Annotated in this window: 15 protein-coding genes; 14 read left to right on the top strand and 1 reads right to left on the bottom strand. The window is 58.6% G+C overall.

Translation table 11 applies throughout. The features are described 5' to 3' along the window. Nucleotides 1-245: 245 nt before the first annotated feature. A complete protein-coding gene (locus NTD87_RS21035) occupies nt 246-1256 on the top strand; it encodes an ABC transporter substrate-binding protein (protein WP_262116109.1) in 1011 nt (336 codons plus the stop codon). A gap of 148 nt (nt 1257-1404) precedes the next feature. Here the strand turns inward: NTD87_RS21035 and NTD87_RS21030 are convergent, their stop codons facing one another. Further along, nucleotides 1405-2325: a LysR family transcriptional regulator gene (locus NTD87_RS21030; protein WP_262116108.1), complete on the bottom strand. Its 921-nt coding sequence runs from the start codon at nt 2323-2325 to the stop codon at nt 1405-1407. A gap of 183 nt (nt 2326-2508) precedes the next feature. On the opposite strand from NTD87_RS21030, the gene NTD87_RS21025 reads away from it, so the two are divergent. The 13 genes from NTD87_RS21025 to NTD87_RS20965 all read left to right on the top strand — a co-directional run bounded on the left by NTD87_RS21025 (nt 2509) and on the right by NTD87_RS20965 (nt 15382). Continuing rightward, on the top strand, nt 2509-3429 hold the full coding sequence (locus NTD87_RS21025) for a TauD/TfdA dioxygenase family protein (RefSeq protein ID WP_262116107.1): 921 nt from the start codon (nt 2509-2511) through the stop codon (nt 3427-3429). 172 nt (nt 3430-3601) lie between these two features. Further along, complete coding sequence (locus NTD87_RS21020) at nt 3602-5965, top strand: TonB-dependent receptor (RefSeq protein WP_262116106.1); 2364 nt, start codon at nt 3602-3604, stop codon at nt 5963-5965. Nucleotides 5966-6167: 202 nt separating this feature from the next. Then, nucleotides 6168-6494, top strand: a complete 327-nt coding sequence (locus NTD87_RS21015) for a hypothetical protein (protein ID WP_262116105.1) — start codon at nt 6168-6170, stop codon at nt 6492-6494. 392 nt (nt 6495-6886) lie between these two features. Continuing rightward, nucleotides 6887-7687 (top strand): energy transducer TonB, encoded by an 801-nt coding sequence (locus NTD87_RS21010; protein ID WP_262116104.1) that lies wholly within the window; start codon nt 6887-6889, stop codon nt 7685-7687. 46 nt (nt 7688-7733) lie between these two features. Beyond that, on the top strand, nt 7734-8459 hold the full coding sequence (locus NTD87_RS21005; RefSeq protein WP_262116103.1) for a MotA/TolQ/ExbB proton channel family protein: 726 nt from the start codon (nt 7734-7736) through the stop codon (nt 8457-8459). Between the two features lies 1 nt (nt 8460). After that, entirely contained in the window at nt 8461-8862 is a 402-nt protein-coding gene (locus tag NTD87_RS21000) for an ExbD/TolR family protein (RefSeq protein ID WP_262116102.1), read from the top strand. A 288-nt stretch (nt 8863-9150) separates the two neighbouring features. Next, complete coding sequence (locus NTD87_RS20995; protein WP_262116101.1) at nt 9151-9732, top strand: alpha/beta hydrolase; 582 nt, start codon at nt 9151-9153, stop codon at nt 9730-9732. A 56-nt stretch (nt 9733-9788) separates the two neighbouring features. Then, entirely contained in the window at nt 9789-10724 is a 936-nt protein-coding gene (locus NTD87_RS20990) for a sigma 54-interacting transcriptional regulator (protein WP_262116100.1), read from the top strand. 317 nt (nt 10725-11041) lie between these two features. Continuing rightward, the gene (locus NTD87_RS20985) at nt 11042-11824 is read left to right on the top strand and encodes a MetQ/NlpA family ABC transporter substrate-binding protein (RefSeq protein WP_262116099.1); all 783 of its coding nucleotides are present in this window, start codon (nt 11042-11044) and stop codon (nt 11822-11824) included. Between the two features lie 592 nt (nt 11825-12416). After that, nucleotides 12417-13082, top strand: a complete 666-nt coding sequence (locus NTD87_RS20980; protein ID WP_054595068.1) for an amino acid ABC transporter permease — start codon at nt 12417-12419, stop codon at nt 13080-13082. Continuing rightward, entirely contained in the window at nt 13063-13722 is a 660-nt protein-coding gene (locus tag NTD87_RS20975) for an amino acid ABC transporter permease (RefSeq protein ID WP_262116098.1), read from the top strand. The genes NTD87_RS20980 and NTD87_RS20975 overlap by 20 nt, the downstream gene beginning before the upstream one ends. Then, the gene (locus tag NTD87_RS20970; RefSeq protein WP_262116097.1) at nt 13719-14501 is read left to right on the top strand and encodes an amino acid ABC transporter ATP-binding protein; all 783 of its coding nucleotides are present in this window, start codon (nt 13719-13721) and stop codon (nt 14499-14501) included. Before NTD87_RS20975 ends, NTD87_RS20970 begins: the two co-directional genes overlap by 4 nt. Beyond that, nucleotides 14498-15382 (top strand): transporter substrate-binding domain-containing protein, encoded by an 885-nt coding sequence (locus tag NTD87_RS20965; protein WP_262116096.1) that lies wholly within the window; start codon nt 14498-14500, stop codon nt 15380-15382. The genes NTD87_RS20970 and NTD87_RS20965 overlap by 4 nt, the downstream gene beginning before the upstream one ends. Nucleotides 15383-15398: the final 16 nt, after the last annotated feature.

Here is a 15398-nt window from a genome sequence, read left to right as displayed (position 1 = left end):
TCTATTAAATTTAAAAATAATTCTATTAAGAGATAAGTAGAGCCATTTAAGGCCTGCCACCCACACGCATCCAATGCATTTGAGGAATATTTTTGATGCTGTTTTTGCATACCGTGCTGAGGCGTGCGTTTCAGCGGTTATATGAATATTGGTTATTAAAATGTTATTTTTTAGTATTTAAATGTTTGGCGCGTCTGTGCCTACTTTCTGCTCCTCAACGCCCGTCGTGATCAGGAGCTGCACCCATGAACCTTCCCTTCAAACGCGTTATCACTCTGTTCGCCGCCGGCGTGCTCGCAGGCCTGGCGCTGAACGCCGGTGCGGCAGAACTCAAGCAAATCCGCATCGCCGTGCCCGACCTCAGTGCCGGTACTCAACACAGCGGCGGCGGGGTGGTGGACGTGTTGCGCAATCAGCAGATTTTCGAAAAAGCCTTCGCCGAGCAGGGCATCACCATCCAGTGGAGTTTCTTCAAGGGCGCCGGTCCCGTGATCAACGAAGCCTTTGCCAACGGCCAGGTCGACCTGGCGTACCTCGGCGACCTGGCGGCGATCATCGGCAAGTCCAACGGCCTCGACACCCGGCTACTCAGCGCTTCGGCGCGTGGGGTGAAGCACTACCTAGGTGTGGTTCCGGGTTCCGGGATCAAGACCTTGCAAGACCTCAAAGGCAAACGGGTGGCGATCTTCCGTGGCACCGCCAGCCAGCTGTCGTTCGACGCGGCGCTGGCCAGCCAGGGCCTGAGCGAGAAGGACCTGAAAGTCATCAACCTGGACTTCAACGCCGCGGTGGCGGCGCTTGCGGCGAAACAGATCGACGCGTCGTGGGGCGGCTCGGGGCTGACTGCATTGCAGGCCAAGGGGTTGGCCGAGCTGCCGCTGAGCACCAAGGACCTGGGTGGTGCGGGCAGTATTCAGAGTGTGTTGGTGGGGACCGGAGCGTTTGTTGACGCCCATCCCGAGGTCGTCGCGAAACTGCTCAAGGCGCAACAGCAAGCCGTCGAGTGGTTGACCCAGGACAGCAACAAGGACGCCTACATTCAGTTGGTGTCGGGGCTGGCGAGCTATCCACCGCTGATTCTTCAACAGGACTTGAAGGACCAGAAATTGAGTGAGGTTTTCCCTTCGACTCTGGACCCGGTGTTCCTCGGCAAATTGCAGGATGCCGTGGATCTGGCGTCGCAGCAGAAGCTGATTCGCAAGCCGTTCAAGGTGAGTGAGTGGGTGGCGCCTGAACTGGCTGCCGCGAAGTTGTAAGCACTCAACTGTGGCGAGGGAGCTTGCTCCCGCTCGGCTGCAAAGCAGTCGCAACCCGGCCACTGAGTTCTGACTGAATGAACGCGGTTCTCTAGGTTGGGACCGCTTCGCGCTCCAGCGGGAGCAAGCTCCCTCGCCACAAGAGCCATCAAACCGCGACGGCGATCTCTTGTTTATCCACCGCCACCAACACCTCAATCATCGCCCGCGCCGCTGGCGACAACCGAAACCCTGTACGGCTCACAACCCCGCACCGCGCATTCATGCTTTCGATGTTCTGCGGCAGATTTCGCCAGTGCAGCAGTGCCAGCGAGCCCTGGGCGATGTCTTCGATAAAGGCTTCTTCAGTGCCCACGCCAATCGCGTTGGATTGCAGCACGATCTTCACCAACGCCGGAAAATGTTCGGTTTCGATGGTCGGTGAAAAGTCAGTCCGGCCACTAAGGTTCGCCAGCAGTTTGCGAATGCCCGGCGGGATCAGCGTGGTCGCCAACGGGTAGTCGAACATGTCATTGGTCGACAGGCTTTCCTTGGCCAGCAACGGATGCCCCGGCCGGCAGAAAAACACCCCGCGCTTGGGGGTTAACGCTCGCGTCTGAAAGTTTGGATCAGCCTCGAAATGGCGGATGTCGGCGATGAAGAATTCGATCTCTTCGCGGCTGAGCGCGCGACTGAGTTTTTCCCAGTTATCCACCTGAAAACAGGTGCGCACTTTCGGGTGCGAATTGACGAATTGCGCCACCGCATCCGGCACCAGTTTGACCGCGGGTGCCGGGCCGCAGCCGAAGTGCAACTCGCCGGCATCGAGCTTGGTCATCTGTGTCACTTCGGCGCTGAGCAATGCCGCGCCCTGGACCAGACTCAAGGCGTGTTGCAGCACCACCTGACCTTCTGGCGTGGGGCGTAAATCCTTGTTGCCGCGATCCACCAGCACGCAGCCGAACTCCTGCTCCAGCCCTTGAATACTGCGGCTGAATGCCGGTTGGGTGATGCCCATGGCGTCGGCGGCGCGGACAAAACTGCGGTGTTCGTTGAGGGCGATGAAGTAACGCAACTGGCGAAGATCCATATGCTTTTCCGGCATCCTAAAAATAGCTCGAAGGCATTTGCGACGAGGATTGCTTGAGGTTTTAAATGCAAGCTCTTATTCCGTCAACGAAGCATATGAATATCTATTAGATCTAAATAGAATATAGATAGAGCGTTGTTTCGCGGCCGGCAAACCGTCAGCAGTCAGATAGAGGGTCTACCCATGAGCAATGCCGCTTTAGCCATCAAACCCGCTGTTCACGCCCTTGAAATTCATCCGGTGGCCGGTCGCATCGGCGCCGAAATTCGTGGCATTCAGCTCTCCGGCGAGCTGGACGCCAGCACCGTTGAAGCCATCCAGCAGGCACTGGTGCAGTACAAAGTGATCTTCTTTCGCGAGCAAACGCACCTCGACGATCAGCGTCAGGAGGCCTTTGCTCATTTGCTCGGCGAGCCGGTGGCGCACCCGACCGTGCCGGTGCGTGACGGTACTCGTTACCTGCTGGAACTGGACGGCGCTGAAGGCCAGCGCGCCAACTCCTGGCACACCGACGTGACCTTCGTCGATGCCTACCCGAAAGCTTCGATCCTGCGCTCGGTGCTGGCGCCGACCTCCGGTGGCGACACCGTGTGGGCCAACACCGCGAGCGCTTACAACGAACTGGCGCCAGAGCTGCGCGAACTGGCGGACAAGCTCTGGGCGGTGCACAGCAACGAATATGACTACGCCGGTGCCAAGCCGGACGTATCGGCAGAGAAGCTGGAGCGCTACCGCAAGATCTTCACCTCGACCGTTTACGAGACCGAACATCCGGTGGTTCGCGTGCACCCGATCAGCGGCGAGAAGAGCCTGGTGCTGGGGCATTTCGTCAAGCGCATCAAGGGCTATTCACTGGCCGATTCGGCGCATTTATTCAACCTGCTGCAAAGCCATGTCACGCGTCTGGAAAACACGGTGCGCTGGCGCTGGCAGGCCGGTGATGTGGCGATCTGGGACAACCGCTCGACCCAGCATTATGCGGTGGACGATTACGGCACTCAGGAGCGGATCGTACGGCGGGTGACGCTCAAGGGTGAGGTGCCGGTGGGGGTGTCGGGGCAGCGTAGCCAGACCCTCAAAGGGCCCGAAACCAGCGCTGACTGATCGTTCCCACGCGCAGCAAATGAATGCAGCCGGGACGCTCCGCGTCCCGACGGCGGACGCAACGCATCCTCCACGTCATCTCTTACTCCGTAAGCCCTCGCAAGAATAAATAACTTTAAAGATGACGCATGGCCGACACGTCGCCATGGGTTTTTTGATCGGGAATTACCTTATGAGTCCGTTGAACCTTGCCTCGTCCCAACCTCACCGACGGCTCAAACGCCTGCCCCTGGCCCTGTTGCTGGCGGGGAGCGCCAGTTGGACCCCGGGTCATGCTGCCGACACCGACACCATCGGTGTTCCGGCCTCTACTGGTAAAACCAGCGCCGATAAAGGCCAGCTCGAAACCGTGACGGTCACCGCCCGCCGCCGTGAAGAAAGTTCGCAGGAAGTGCCCACCCCGATGAGCGTGATCAGCGGTCAGGCGCTGGAGAGCCAGCGGATCTATCGCATCCAGGATTTGCAGCAACTGGTGCCCAGCGTCAACGTCGCCTACATGCATGCGCGCCAGTCCAGCGTGTCGATCCGTGGCCTGGGCAACAACCCGGCCAGTGACGGTCTGGAAGGCAGCGTCGGGCTGTACATCGACAACGTCTATCTCGGGCGTCCGGGCATGGCGGTGTTCGATTTGATGGACATTGAGCAACTGGAAGTCTTGCGCGGTCCGCAAGGCACGCTGTTCGGCAAGAACACCACCGCAGGCGTCATCAACATCAGCACCCGCGCACCGACGTTCACCCCGGAACGCAGCATCGAAACCTCGGTTGGCGAAGACGGTTATTTCCAGACCAAGGGCACGATTTCCGGGCCGCTCAACGATGAATTGGCCGGGCGCTTTTCTGCCTACCGTACCCGTAGCGACGGCGACATCAAGAACGAATTCGACGGCCATGATTTGAACGGTGGCTCGCGTGACGGTTTCCGTGGGCAACTGCTGTACAAGCCCAACGAAAGCTTCAACCTGCGCTGGATCGGCGATTACAACGAAGAGGATTCCAGCGCCGGCACCCGCGTGCTGTACAGCACCGGACCGACCATCAACGGCGTCAACCTGTACGAATCACGGGCCGCTGCTGCCGGTGCGACGCTGGTGGACGGCTCGCATCGCAAGGTCAACCTGGACAGCGATCAACACGTCACCGTGCATCAGGGCGGTACATCGGTTGAGGCCAACTGGACTTTGCCGAGCGATTTCACCCTGACCTCGATCAGCTCGTATCGCTGGTGGAACTTCACCCCGCGCAACGACGATGGCCTCAACGTGCCGGTTGCCTACAACGCCGGGGTCTCGGTGGAGGACAAGCAGTACTCCCAGGAATTTCGCCTGGCGTCGCCCACCGGCGGCTTCTTCGACTACGTATTGGGCGCCTACTATTTTGGCTCGAACCTGGACAACAAAACCTTCGTTTACTACGGCCCGCAAGCCGATATCTGGAACGGCACACCGCGCGGTGCCCTGGCCAATGTCAGCAGCATTGGCAACGGCCATATCGAAACCAGCAGCTTTGCGTTGTTCGCCCAAGGCACCTGGCACCTTACCGAACGTCTGGACTTCACTGCCGGTGTGCGCGGCAGCTATGAGGAGAAAAACGCCTGGGTCAGCCGTGATGCACCCGTCGGTGGCGCGGCAGTCAGCGGCGCGGCGGCCACTGCTCGACGCGGTCGTACCGGGGCTTACGATTCCGGGGATTTGAATCAGTACAGCACCAGCCCTTCGGGCTTGTTGAACCTGAGCTACCACTTCACCGACGACCTGTTGGGTTACGCCACGCTGTCCCACGGCGAGAAGTCCGGTGGGGTCAACCTGTCGGTCGGTTCTGCGCCGGTAGCAGGTGCCGATTCCTTATTGATCGGCACCGAGCGCGCCAACAACGCCGAACTGGGTTTCAAAAGCACTCTGTGGGACCGGCGCCTGCAACTCAACGCCAACCTGTTCTGGACTCGGGTCAACGGCTATCAGACCAACGCTTACGACGACGTCAACCGTGTGCAGTTCCTGACCAACGCCGGCTCGGTGCGTTCTCGCGGTGTGGAAGTGGAGAGCACCCTGGTACCGCTGCGCGGCCTGACGCTGAATATCAACGGCTCGTACAACGATGTCAGCTACCTCTCCTACAAAGATGCGCCATGCCCGCCGGAGGTCAGCCTGCGGCCAGGTGCTCCAGCCTCTTGCGACCTCAGCGGCCATCAAGTGGTTGGCGCCTCGAAGTGGATCGCCAACGCTAACGGCGAATACAAATGGAACCTCAGCAATGGCCTCGAAGAGTACCTTACCGCCAGCTACGCCTTCCGTTCAAAAGCAGTGGGTACGGTCGAGGATTCCGACTTCGGGCAGATCCCCAGCTACGCCGTGGTCAACTTGTCCACCGGTCTGCGCGGCGACTTCCATGAGGGCCAGTGGGACGTCTCGCTGTGGCTGAAAAACGCCTTCGACAAAACCTATTACACGACACTCTGGACTGGCGGTAACGGTGGCTATGAAGGCTTGCTCGGGACGCCGCGTACGCTCGGTGTGACAGGGCGATATGACTTTTGATTAGCGTAAACAGCAATAAGTATATTGAGTATCGTCATAAGTTATGAGTCGTTCGTTTAGTGTCTATAGCGTTTTCGTCCGACAATAACCGGTTTCTCCGTGGACAATAATTGAAAGTCCAACCATGCTCTGTTTCGTGAGTTTTCAGGAGAGAACTTGCACTCATCGGAAGACACTTATTTCACTGCAAAGGAAAATCATCATGTCGAGTATTAACGGGACTTATGTGAACGCTAACGCCGGCGCCAAACTGGTCATTACCGACGGCAATGATTCGAATGGAACATTCAGCGGCAAGCTGAGCCAGAACGGTGTGAATTACGATGTCAGTTATGGGCACTACCACTTCCAGAACAGCTCTGGCAACCCGACCATCATCACGGTTGCTGCCCTTAACGATGGCGTGGGCTATCAGGCGTGGACACTGTTTTCGCCGGATCACAACTACTCAAAACTCAAGGCATTTGGTTCTCGCAATAACTTCGATGGCGATGTAGTTGGCCTGGCTGGCGAGTTCGTTAAACAATAAACTTTATTGAAGCAATCAACAGGCCGAACGTACTGACAAGTACGCTCGGCCTGTTTTTTATTTATGGTTTGTTTTTGTCTTATGGCTATTGTCGAATAACTATTTTTGGTTAATTGATATCCAACTTCCCCTCCCTGAAACTCATGCCTTCCACGAATACTTTAAATGCTCGTAAAGCATCGTCTTTTCGATGCTTGGCTACGGCCCTTGAGTGGCGTGGCTTTGCACAAAATGAAGGGTTTTCATATTCGTTTAAGATCTAAATTAAGCCTTAAAAATTACTTTAAGAGATAAGCGTCTGACCCAATGATTGACCCATCGAAACGGCCGCGTGAGGGCTTCAAGCGCCGGCCTTTCGGGTTATTCGTAAAGAGACCGCAGGGAGTCAATCAATGGGCAATGTCCAGACCGCCGCCAGTGCACATGACGTGTTGTGGCGCCAGGCACCCAGTGGTGAGTTGGTCGACCTCGGCCGCCCGCATCGGCTGCCGTTGGGCCAATTGCGACTGCAACAGACGCCCAAGGGCAGTTTGAGCCGTCGTGAGGCGATTTTGCTCGGGGTGCTGGCGGTGCTGGTGCACGGTGCGGTGATTTATTGGGTAAACCAGCAACCGACCCCGGCGCTGCCGATCGTGCCGCCGCAGATTCCACCGATGACCATCGAGTTTTCTCACCCGGCGCCGCCAGTCGTTGAACCGCCGCCACCGCAACCCGCGCCGCCGGTGGTTGAGCCACCGCCACCGGTACAGGACGAACTGGCGGTTAAGCCGCTACCCAAGCCGAAACCAAAACCCGTGGTGAAGCCGGCGCCGAAACCCGCGCCCAAGGCCTTTGCTCAACCACCTGCACCGCCACAACCGGCAGCGCCCGTAGCGCCCGTAGCGGCCCCGGCCCCACCGGCGCCCGCGCCAGTGACCCCGGCCTCGGCCAACGCCGCGTACCTGAAAAACCCGGCACCGGAATACCCCTCGCTGGCCCAGCGGCGCGGCTGGGAAGGCACGGTGTTGTTGCGGGTGCAGGTACTGGCCAGCGGTAAGCCTGGAGAGATCCAGATTCAGAAAAGCAGTGGTCGCCAGCAACTCGACGACGCGGCGTTAGCGGCCGTCAAACGTTGGAGTTTCGTGCCCGCCAGGCAGGGTGATGTCGCCCAGGACGGCTGGGTCAGCGTGCCTATCGATTTCAGGATTCATTGAACCGCAATCTATTCGCGCTAAACGTTTACACAGAGGGGAATACATCATGACGTTACTGGCATCTCCACTCCAATCCATCGAAAGCGCGGTGATCTGGCTGCTGGTGGTTTTTTCCGTCGCCACCTGGGGTTTGGCATTGCTCAAAGGCGTGCAGTTCGGTCGCTTGAAAGCCCAGGATCGTAAATTTCATAAACAGTTCTGGGCCGCGTCCAGCCTCGCTTCGGCGGCTGAACTGAGCGAGACCCAGCCCGGCGCTGCCGCCCGTGTCGCACAGGCGGGTTACGCGGCGATTCAAGTGGGCGAAGCGGCGCATGCGGCGGACCTGAGTCAGGCGATCAATCATCAGGATCGCCTTGAGCGCGCTCTGCGTCAGCAAATTGTCCGGGAGCGTCGCTCGCTGGAAAACGGTCTGGCCGTGGTTGCGAGTATCGGCAGCACCTCGCCGTTCATTGGTTTATTCGGCACCGTGTGGGGAATCATGGAGGCGTTGAAAGGCATCAGTGCCGCAGGTTCTGCGAGCCTCGAAACCGTCGCTGGACCCATCGGTGCCGCGCTGGTGGCGACCGGCGTGGGGATTGCCGTCGCCGTGCCGGCGGTGCTGGTTTACAACTATTTTTTGCGGCGCCTGAAATTGACTGCCGCTGACCTCGATGACTTTGCTCACGACTTCTACAGCCTGGCGCAGAAGAGCTCGTTTCGCGTGTTGATCCACCCGACGGCGCACAAAAACACCGTCCAGGGTGGCGCGCAGAAAGTGAAGGAGGCGTCCTGATATGGCCTTCTCAACCCAGGACAGCGATGAAGTGCTGAGCGAGATCAATGTCACGCCGCTGGTGGATGTCATGCTGGTGCTGCTGGTGGTGTTCATCGTCACCGCGCCGCTGCTGACCAACGCGATCCCGATCAACCTGCCGAAGACCGAAGCGGTCGCGCCCGTGGAGCAAAAGGACCCGCTGGTGGTGAGCATCGACGGCGCCGGAAAGCTGTTTATCAACAAGGATGAAATTCAGCCGGACCTGCTCGAATTCAACCTGCAGGCGGCCAAGGCCAAAGACCCCGAAGTGCGCGTGCAGTTGCAAGCGGACAACGCTGTGAACTACGGCGAAGTGGCGCGGGCCATGGCATCTATCGAACGGGCGGGGATTACCAAGCTGTCGGTCATCACCGCGCGTTAACAGATTTTTGATTTCCGGGGCCGTCTCCTTGGCAGGGTACGGCCCTTTTTTTGTCCTCAACAAAGTGCCCGTCAGCAAACCCTGTGGGAGCGAGCCTGCTCGCGATGACGTCATCAAATTCAGCATCAATGGTGGCTGGTAAACCGCTATCGCGAGCAGGCTCGCTCCCACAGGGGGGCATTTCATATATTCGATACAGGTCTTAATAAATAGCTTCTTATTCCTTAACGAATATAAATCCCGTCCCTATACTCGATCAGGAACAGACACGCACCGGAGAGCTCCCCCATGCGCAACGAATCAATTCGCTACCTGATTGTGCCGGGCTGGCAAGGATCGCCAGATGATCATTGGCAAAGCCATTGGCAGAACAGCCTGCCGAACAGCGCACGGGTGGAGCAGGCCGATTGGCTGACGCCGCGCCGTGAGGATTGGGTTGCGGCGCTGGCTGAAGCCATTGATGCCGACAGCACGCCGGTGATCCTGATCGCTCACAGCCTGGGCTGCATCACCGTTGCGCATTGGGCTGCCACTGCGCCGTTGCAGGCGTTGCGTCAGGTTCGCGGGGCCTTGCTGGTGGCGCCTGCCGATGTCGAACGCCCGGCCTGCTCGCCTGCGTTGCGTAACTTTGCACCCATTGCGACGCACCTGCTGCCGTTCCCGAGCCAGGTCGTCAGCTCCGACAACGACGCCGCCGTCAGCGCTCCACGGGCGCTTGAGCTGGCACGTCACTGGGGCGCCGAAGCGGGGATTCTGGCGGGGGCCGGGCACATCAATGTGAAGTCCGGTCACCATCGTTGGGAGCAGGGTTTTGCCTACCTGTATCGCTTGCAAAACCGCATGGAACAACACGCCCTGCGTCGCGCTTGAATCTATTTTTTATTTAAACGCCCCCGTCTGCCGGCGGTTTGGGGCGGGAGTCTGCCATGAGTTTGCATGAGTCTTTCGGTCAGCCATTGCTGACCTTTCCCGACGCTGAAAAAAGCCCGCTAAGCATTCGCGCCAAGGCGCTGGTGTTCGTCGACCCGCGCTCGCGCCAGTTGCGCCAGGAACTGGAGCAACTGGCGCCACGCTCGATTTCGGTGTTGATTCGCGGTGAAACCGGCAGCGGTAAAGAGTTGCTGGCACGGCACATTCACCGTGCCAGTGATCGCGGCGGTCTGTTCGTGTCGGTCAACTGCGGCGCCATCAGCCCGACCTACGCTGACGCTGAGCTGTTCGGTTATGCCGGCGGCAGTTTCAGTGGTTCGGCCAGCAGTCGCGCCGGCTGGTTTGGTTCAGCCAATGGCGGGACGTTGTACCTGGATGAAATCGGCGATTTGCCGTTGCTGATTCAGATCAAATTGCTCGCCGCCCTGGAGAATCACGAAGTCACCCGTGTGGGGGCGCAGCAACCGAGCCCGGTGGATGTGCGGCTCGTGGCGGCGACCAGCATCGATCTGGCACAAGCTGTGGCGGCCGGCAAATTCCATGAGCGGCTCTACCACTACCTCAGCGAAGGGCAACTCGAACTGCCGGCCTTGCGTGAGCGAGTCGGTGATATTCAATCATTGGCCGAGTATTTCCTCGGCATCTACAGCCAACGCCTTGACTTGCCGGTGCCGTTCATCAGCGACGCGGCCCAGCAGGTTCTGGAACAGCACAGCTGGCCGGGCAATACCCGTGAACTGGAAAATGTCATTCACTTTGCGTTGCTGGTGAGCAGTGGCGAGGAAATAAAGCCTGCGCATTTGAACCTGCCGCAGGTGTTGTCGCCATTGGAGTTGATCGAACGACAGACAACGCAGGTCATCAAAACCGGTTCTGCCGGTGAGCGCGCAGCGCTTAAACGCGTGCTCGAAAGCCTGACGCAGACCCTGTAACTCTGTGGCGAGGGAGCTTGCTCCCGCTGGGTTGCGAAGCGACCCCAAAATCAGCAACCGATTTCTGTCAGGCAAGTCGCGTTCATCGGATTGCGATTGCTGCGCAATCGAACGGGACGGTGCGGCGTTCCGACAAGCTCCCTCGCCACAGGGTTAAGTGTCTTTTTTGGTGTGCGAACAAAATGGAATATGAAAGTGAATAAAAGATATTGTTCGGGAATAAAAAATCTCGGTATTGTCCGCTCCACACCAGCGATAGCACTTCACTGGCACTTCATTTTTTAGCCGTTGTCGACAACGACAAATAAGGACACTGCATGAAAAAGGTTCTGTTGTTCACCGCACTGGCGGCTGCCCTGACCACTGGTCTGGCCCAGGCTGGCGAGAAACTGGTGGTTGCCGCAACGCCAGTGCCGCACGCCGAGATTCTCGAACTGATCAAGCCAACCCTCGCCAAAGAAGGCGTGGATCTGGAAATCAAGGTCTTCACCGACTACGTACAACCGAACGTGCAGGTCGATCAGAAGCGTCTGGACGCCAACTACTTCCAGACCCTGCCGTACCTGAACAGCTTCAACGAAGGCAAAGGCACTCACCTGGTGACCGTGATCGGCGTGCACGTCGAACCGTTCGGCGGCTATTCGAAGAAAGTCAAAACCCTGGCTGAGTTGAAAGATGGCGCGACCATCGCTATCCCGAACGAAGGCAGCAACAGCGGCCGTGCGCTGATCCTGTTGCAGAAAGCCGGCCTGATCGAGTTGAAAGACCCGAAAAACGCCCTGGCGACTCCAAAAGACATCGCCAAGAACCCGCACAACTTCAAGTTCAAGGAACTGGAATCGGCCATGCTGCCGCGTGTGCTGGATCAGGTCGACCTGGACATGATCAATACCAATTACGCGCTGGAAGCGGGTCTGAACCCGGCTAAAGACGCGCTGGTGATCGAAGGGGCGGATTCGCCGTACGTGAACTTCCTGGTCGCGCGTCCAGACAACAAGGACAGCGTGGCGATCCAGAAACTGGCCAAGGCCCTGACCAGCCCTGAAGTGAAAGCATTCATCGCCAAGAAGTACGGCGGCGCGGTACTGCCAGCGTTCTGATTGAGCGGTAAACCCTTTTCAAGGTTTCAACGCCGACGGCTTTCGATAGCGTCGGCGTTTTTTATGCTTCCACCTGTGGCGAGGGAGCTTGCTCCCGCTGGGTTGCGAAGCGACCCCAAAACATTCTGTCTGATACATCTCACCGGCAGGCTATGCGGCTGCTGCGCACCCGAGCGGGAGCAAGCTCCCTCGCCACAGGATCAAAAGATCGATCAGGCCGCTTTGGCCTCCAACGCCCTACGCAACGCCACCAATAACTTCACGATCTCCTGCGGATCCAGCCGCTGGGGTGTTTTTACGTCTGCCATTTTTATCGTCCTTGTGATGGTTCGGCCGGGGGGAGTGTGGCCGCACGCTGCATGTCCTTGGAGGGGGATTTCGAAAAATAGATCCTTCCTACAGCGCAAAGGAAAATAGCTGTCTCTCGCTGACAGCGCCAATCCGTCAGATAGTTTTTTGCGTGATATCAATATGCTTTATCGGTATTTAAATGTTTCTTTTTATACCTTTAAAGTCGGTGCCTGCCGGGCTGTTATCCACAGCCCAATGGACTGCGCCACCGTCGCTTACCCTGCGGCGTTCAGGATCTTCAATGACGTTCGATTACGCTTTCATCCTCAGCACTCTGCCGGCGTTTCTGCGCGCCGTGGGCGTGACGCTGCAGGTCGGCCTGATCGCCATCGGCACTTCGCTGCTGGTGGCGCTGATCAACGCGACCCTCCTGGTGTTCCGCACGCCGTACTTGCAGCGCCTGGTGGCGTTGTACGTGGAGCTGGCGCGCAACACTCCGCTGCTGATTCAACTGTTCTTCGTCTATTTCGCCTTACCCGCGCTTGGGGTGAAGGTTTCCGGCTTTGCGGCGGCGATCATCACCATGACCTTTCTGGGCGGTGCCTACCTCACCGAGGTACTGCGGGCCGGCGTTGAAGCGGTGCCCGCGGCGCAACTGGAATCGGGGCGCTCCATCGGTCTGTCCCACTGGCAGTTGCTGCGCTACGTGATCCTGCCGCAAGCGGGTATCCTCAGCCTGCCTTCGCTGTTCGCCAACTTCATTTTCCTGCTCAAGGAGACCACCGTGGTGTCGGCGGTGGCGGTGCCGGAGATTCTCTACACCACCAAGAGCTACATCGCGCTGTATTACAAAACCTACGAAATGCTCGCCGTGCTGACGTTGATCTGCGTGCTGCTGTTCTTGCCGTTGTCGCTGCTGCTCAGCCGTCTGGAAAGGAGGCTCCAGCATGGCCAGTTCGGGTCTTGAGCTGCTCTGGGTGTCCTTGCCGCAGTTGGCCAAAGGCGCTGGGCAAACCTTGTCGATTTCCTTTTTGAGCATCGCCATCAGTACCGTTGGCGGAGTCTTCTACGGCGTGTTGCGCAGCCTGAATTCGACATGGCTGAACGCGTTGCTGCGGGTCTATCTTGAGCTGTTCCGGGCGATCCCGGTGCTGGTCTGGTTGTATTTGCTGTTCTTCGGTCTGCCGATTTTTTTTGGCCTGAGCCTTCCGAGCTTCGGGTGCGCGGTGCTGGTGCTGTCGTTGTGGGGCGCCAGTGAAGTCGGCGAAGTGGTGCGCGGTGCACTGCATTCCTTGCCCCGTGGCCAGCGTGAAGCGGGGCTGTCGATCGGGCTTTCCGGCCCGCAACTCTTCGGTTACGTGCTGCTGCCCCAGGCACTGAAACGCATGACGCCACCGACCATCAACGTCTACACGCGGATCATCAAGACCAGCTCGCTGGCGGTGTTGATCGGCGTGGTCGACGTGATCAAGGTCGGCCAGCAGATCATCGAACGCACCTACGAATCGGTGTTGATCTACGGCGCGTTATTCCTGTTTTTCTTCTTTATCTGCTACCCGCTCTCGGCCGCCTCACGCGTGCTGGAACGGCGCTGGACGCAAGCATGAACGCATTGATCGAGTTCAAGGGTTTCAACAAATTCTTCGGAGAACACCAGGTCCTCAACGGGATCGACTTGAGCGTCGAAACCGGCGAAGTGATCGTCATCCTCGGCCCCAGCGGCTGCGGTAAAAGCACCTTACTGCGTTGCCTCAACGGCCTGGAGGTCGCCCACAGTGGCGAGCTGCGCTTTGCCGGACGCGAGTTGCTGAGCAAGGCCACCGACTGGCGCGAGGTGCGCCAGCAGATCGGCATGGTGTTCCAGAGTTATCACCTGTTCCCGCACATGAGCGTGCTTGACAACCTCCTGCTTGGCCCACTCAAGGTGCAAAAACGCCCACTACGTGAAGCCCGGGGGCAAGCGTTAACGCTGCTGGAGCGGGTCGGCCTGGCGGACAAGCGTGACGCTTTCCCGCGACAGCTGTCCGGTGGTCAGCAACAACGGATCGCCATCGTTCGTTCGCTGTGCATGAACCCACAGGTGATGCTGTTCGATGAAGTCACTGCAGCCCTTGATCCGGAGATGGTCAAGGAGGTGCTGGAGGTGATTCAAGGCCTCGCCCGCGACGGCATGACCCTGTTGATCGTCACCCACGAAATGGCCTTCGCCCGCGCGGTGGCCGACCGCATTGTGTTCATGGATGCCGGGCGCATCCTTGAACAAAACCCTCCCGAGATGTTCTTTACGAACCCGCAAACCGCACGAGCGCAGCAGTTCCTGGAGAAGTTCTCCTACGTCGAAGCACTGCCCAAAAAGACTCTTGAAAAGGAATTGGAACTGTCATGAAAACTGCCAAGTCTTCACTGCTGCTACTCCCATTGTTTGGCCTCGCGCTGTTGGCCGGTTGCAACAAATCCGAAGAAGCCGCCAAGCCCGCGGCCTCTGCCGCCAGCGCGGCGCCTGCGGCCAGCTACCTGGAAAAAATCAAAGCCCGGGACAAGCTGATCGTCGGCGTATTCACCGACAAACCGCCGTTCGGTTTCGTCGATGAGGCAGGGCGCTATGTGGGTTTTGATACCGACATCGGCCGTCAATTTGCCAAGGATCTGCTGGGCGACGAGAACAAGGTCGAATTCGTCGCGGTCGAGCCGGCGAGCCGGATTCCGTTCCTGCAAAGCGACAAGGTCGACCTGATCCTCGCCAACATGACCGTTACCCCTGAGCGCAAGGAAGCGGTGGAATTCACCAACCCGAACCTCAAGGTCGCGGTGCAGGCGCTGGTGCCGCAGGCAAGCCTGGTGAAGAGCCTCGATGACCTGGCAACCCGCACCACTATCGTGACCACTGGCACCACCGCCGATATCTGGCTGACCAAGAACCATCCGGACTGGAAGTTGCTCAAGTTCGAGAAAAACACCGAGTCGCTGCAAGCCCTGGCCAGTGGTCGCGGCGATGCGTATGCCCAAGACAACCTGGTGCTGTTCAGCTGGGCCAAGCAAAACCCGGGCTACCGCGTGTTGACCGAAACCCTCGGTGCCGAGGCGCCCATCGCGCCAGCGGTGAAGAAGGGCAACATCGAACTGCGCGACTGGGTCAACGCCGAGCTGGCGAAGCTGGGTGAAGACAAGTACCTGCTCAAACTCTACGACCAGTACGTGCGTAAAGAACTGAGCGACGACACCCAGCCTGAGAGCGTGATTGTCGAAGGCGGGAAGTGGCGGGGGTGAGTCACTGACCTTTGCG

Source organism: Pseudomonas sp. 6D_7.1_Bac1, assembly GCF_025465945.1.
Taxonomy (GTDB): domain Bacteria; phylum Pseudomonadota; class Gammaproteobacteria; order Pseudomonadales; family Pseudomonadaceae; genus Aquipseudomonas.
Note: the sequence above shows the minus strand (reverse complement) of the source record. Positions and strands in the feature narration are given on the sequence as shown.

Coding starts and splice junctions, on each gene's coding strand:
- NTD87_RS21035 (WP_262116109.1), top strand. CDS start 246: ATGAACCTTCCCTTCAAACGCGTTATCACTCTGTTCGCCGCCGGCGTG.
- NTD87_RS21030 (WP_262116108.1), bottom strand. CDS start 2,325: ATGGATCTTCGCCAGTTGCGTTACTTCATCGCCCTCAACGAACACCGC.
- NTD87_RS21025 (WP_262116107.1), top strand. CDS start 2,509: ATGAGCAATGCCGCTTTAGCCATCAAACCCGCTGTTCACGCCCTTGAA.
- NTD87_RS21020 (WP_262116106.1), top strand. CDS start 3,602: ATGAGTCCGTTGAACCTTGCCTCGTCCCAACCTCACCGACGGCTCAAA.
- NTD87_RS21015 (WP_262116105.1), top strand. CDS start 6,168: ATGTCGAGTATTAACGGGACTTATGTGAACGCTAACGCCGGCGCCAAA.
- NTD87_RS21010 (WP_262116104.1), top strand. CDS start 6,887: ATGGGCAATGTCCAGACCGCCGCCAGTGCACATGACGTGTTGTGGCGC.
- NTD87_RS21005 (WP_262116103.1), top strand. CDS start 7,734: ATGACGTTACTGGCATCTCCACTCCAATCCATCGAAAGCGCGGTGATC.
- NTD87_RS21000 (WP_262116102.1), top strand. CDS start 8,461: ATGGCCTTCTCAACCCAGGACAGCGATGAAGTGCTGAGCGAGATCAAT.
- NTD87_RS20995 (WP_262116101.1), top strand. CDS start 9,151: ATGCGCAACGAATCAATTCGCTACCTGATTGTGCCGGGCTGGCAAGGA.
- NTD87_RS20990 (WP_262116100.1), top strand. CDS start 9,789: ATGAGTTTGCATGAGTCTTTCGGTCAGCCATTGCTGACCTTTCCCGAC.
- NTD87_RS20985 (WP_262116099.1), top strand. CDS start 11,042: ATGAAAAAGGTTCTGTTGTTCACCGCACTGGCGGCTGCCCTGACCACT.
- NTD87_RS20980 (WP_054595068.1), top strand. CDS start 12,417: ATGACGTTCGATTACGCTTTCATCCTCAGCACTCTGCCGGCGTTTCTG.
- NTD87_RS20975 (WP_262116098.1), top strand. CDS start 13,063: ATGGCCAGTTCGGGTCTTGAGCTGCTCTGGGTGTCCTTGCCGCAGTTG.
- NTD87_RS20970 (WP_262116097.1), top strand. CDS start 13,719: ATGAACGCATTGATCGAGTTCAAGGGTTTCAACAAATTCTTCGGAGAA.
- NTD87_RS20965 (WP_262116096.1), top strand. CDS start 14,498: ATGAAAACTGCCAAGTCTTCACTGCTGCTACTCCCATTGTTTGGCCTC.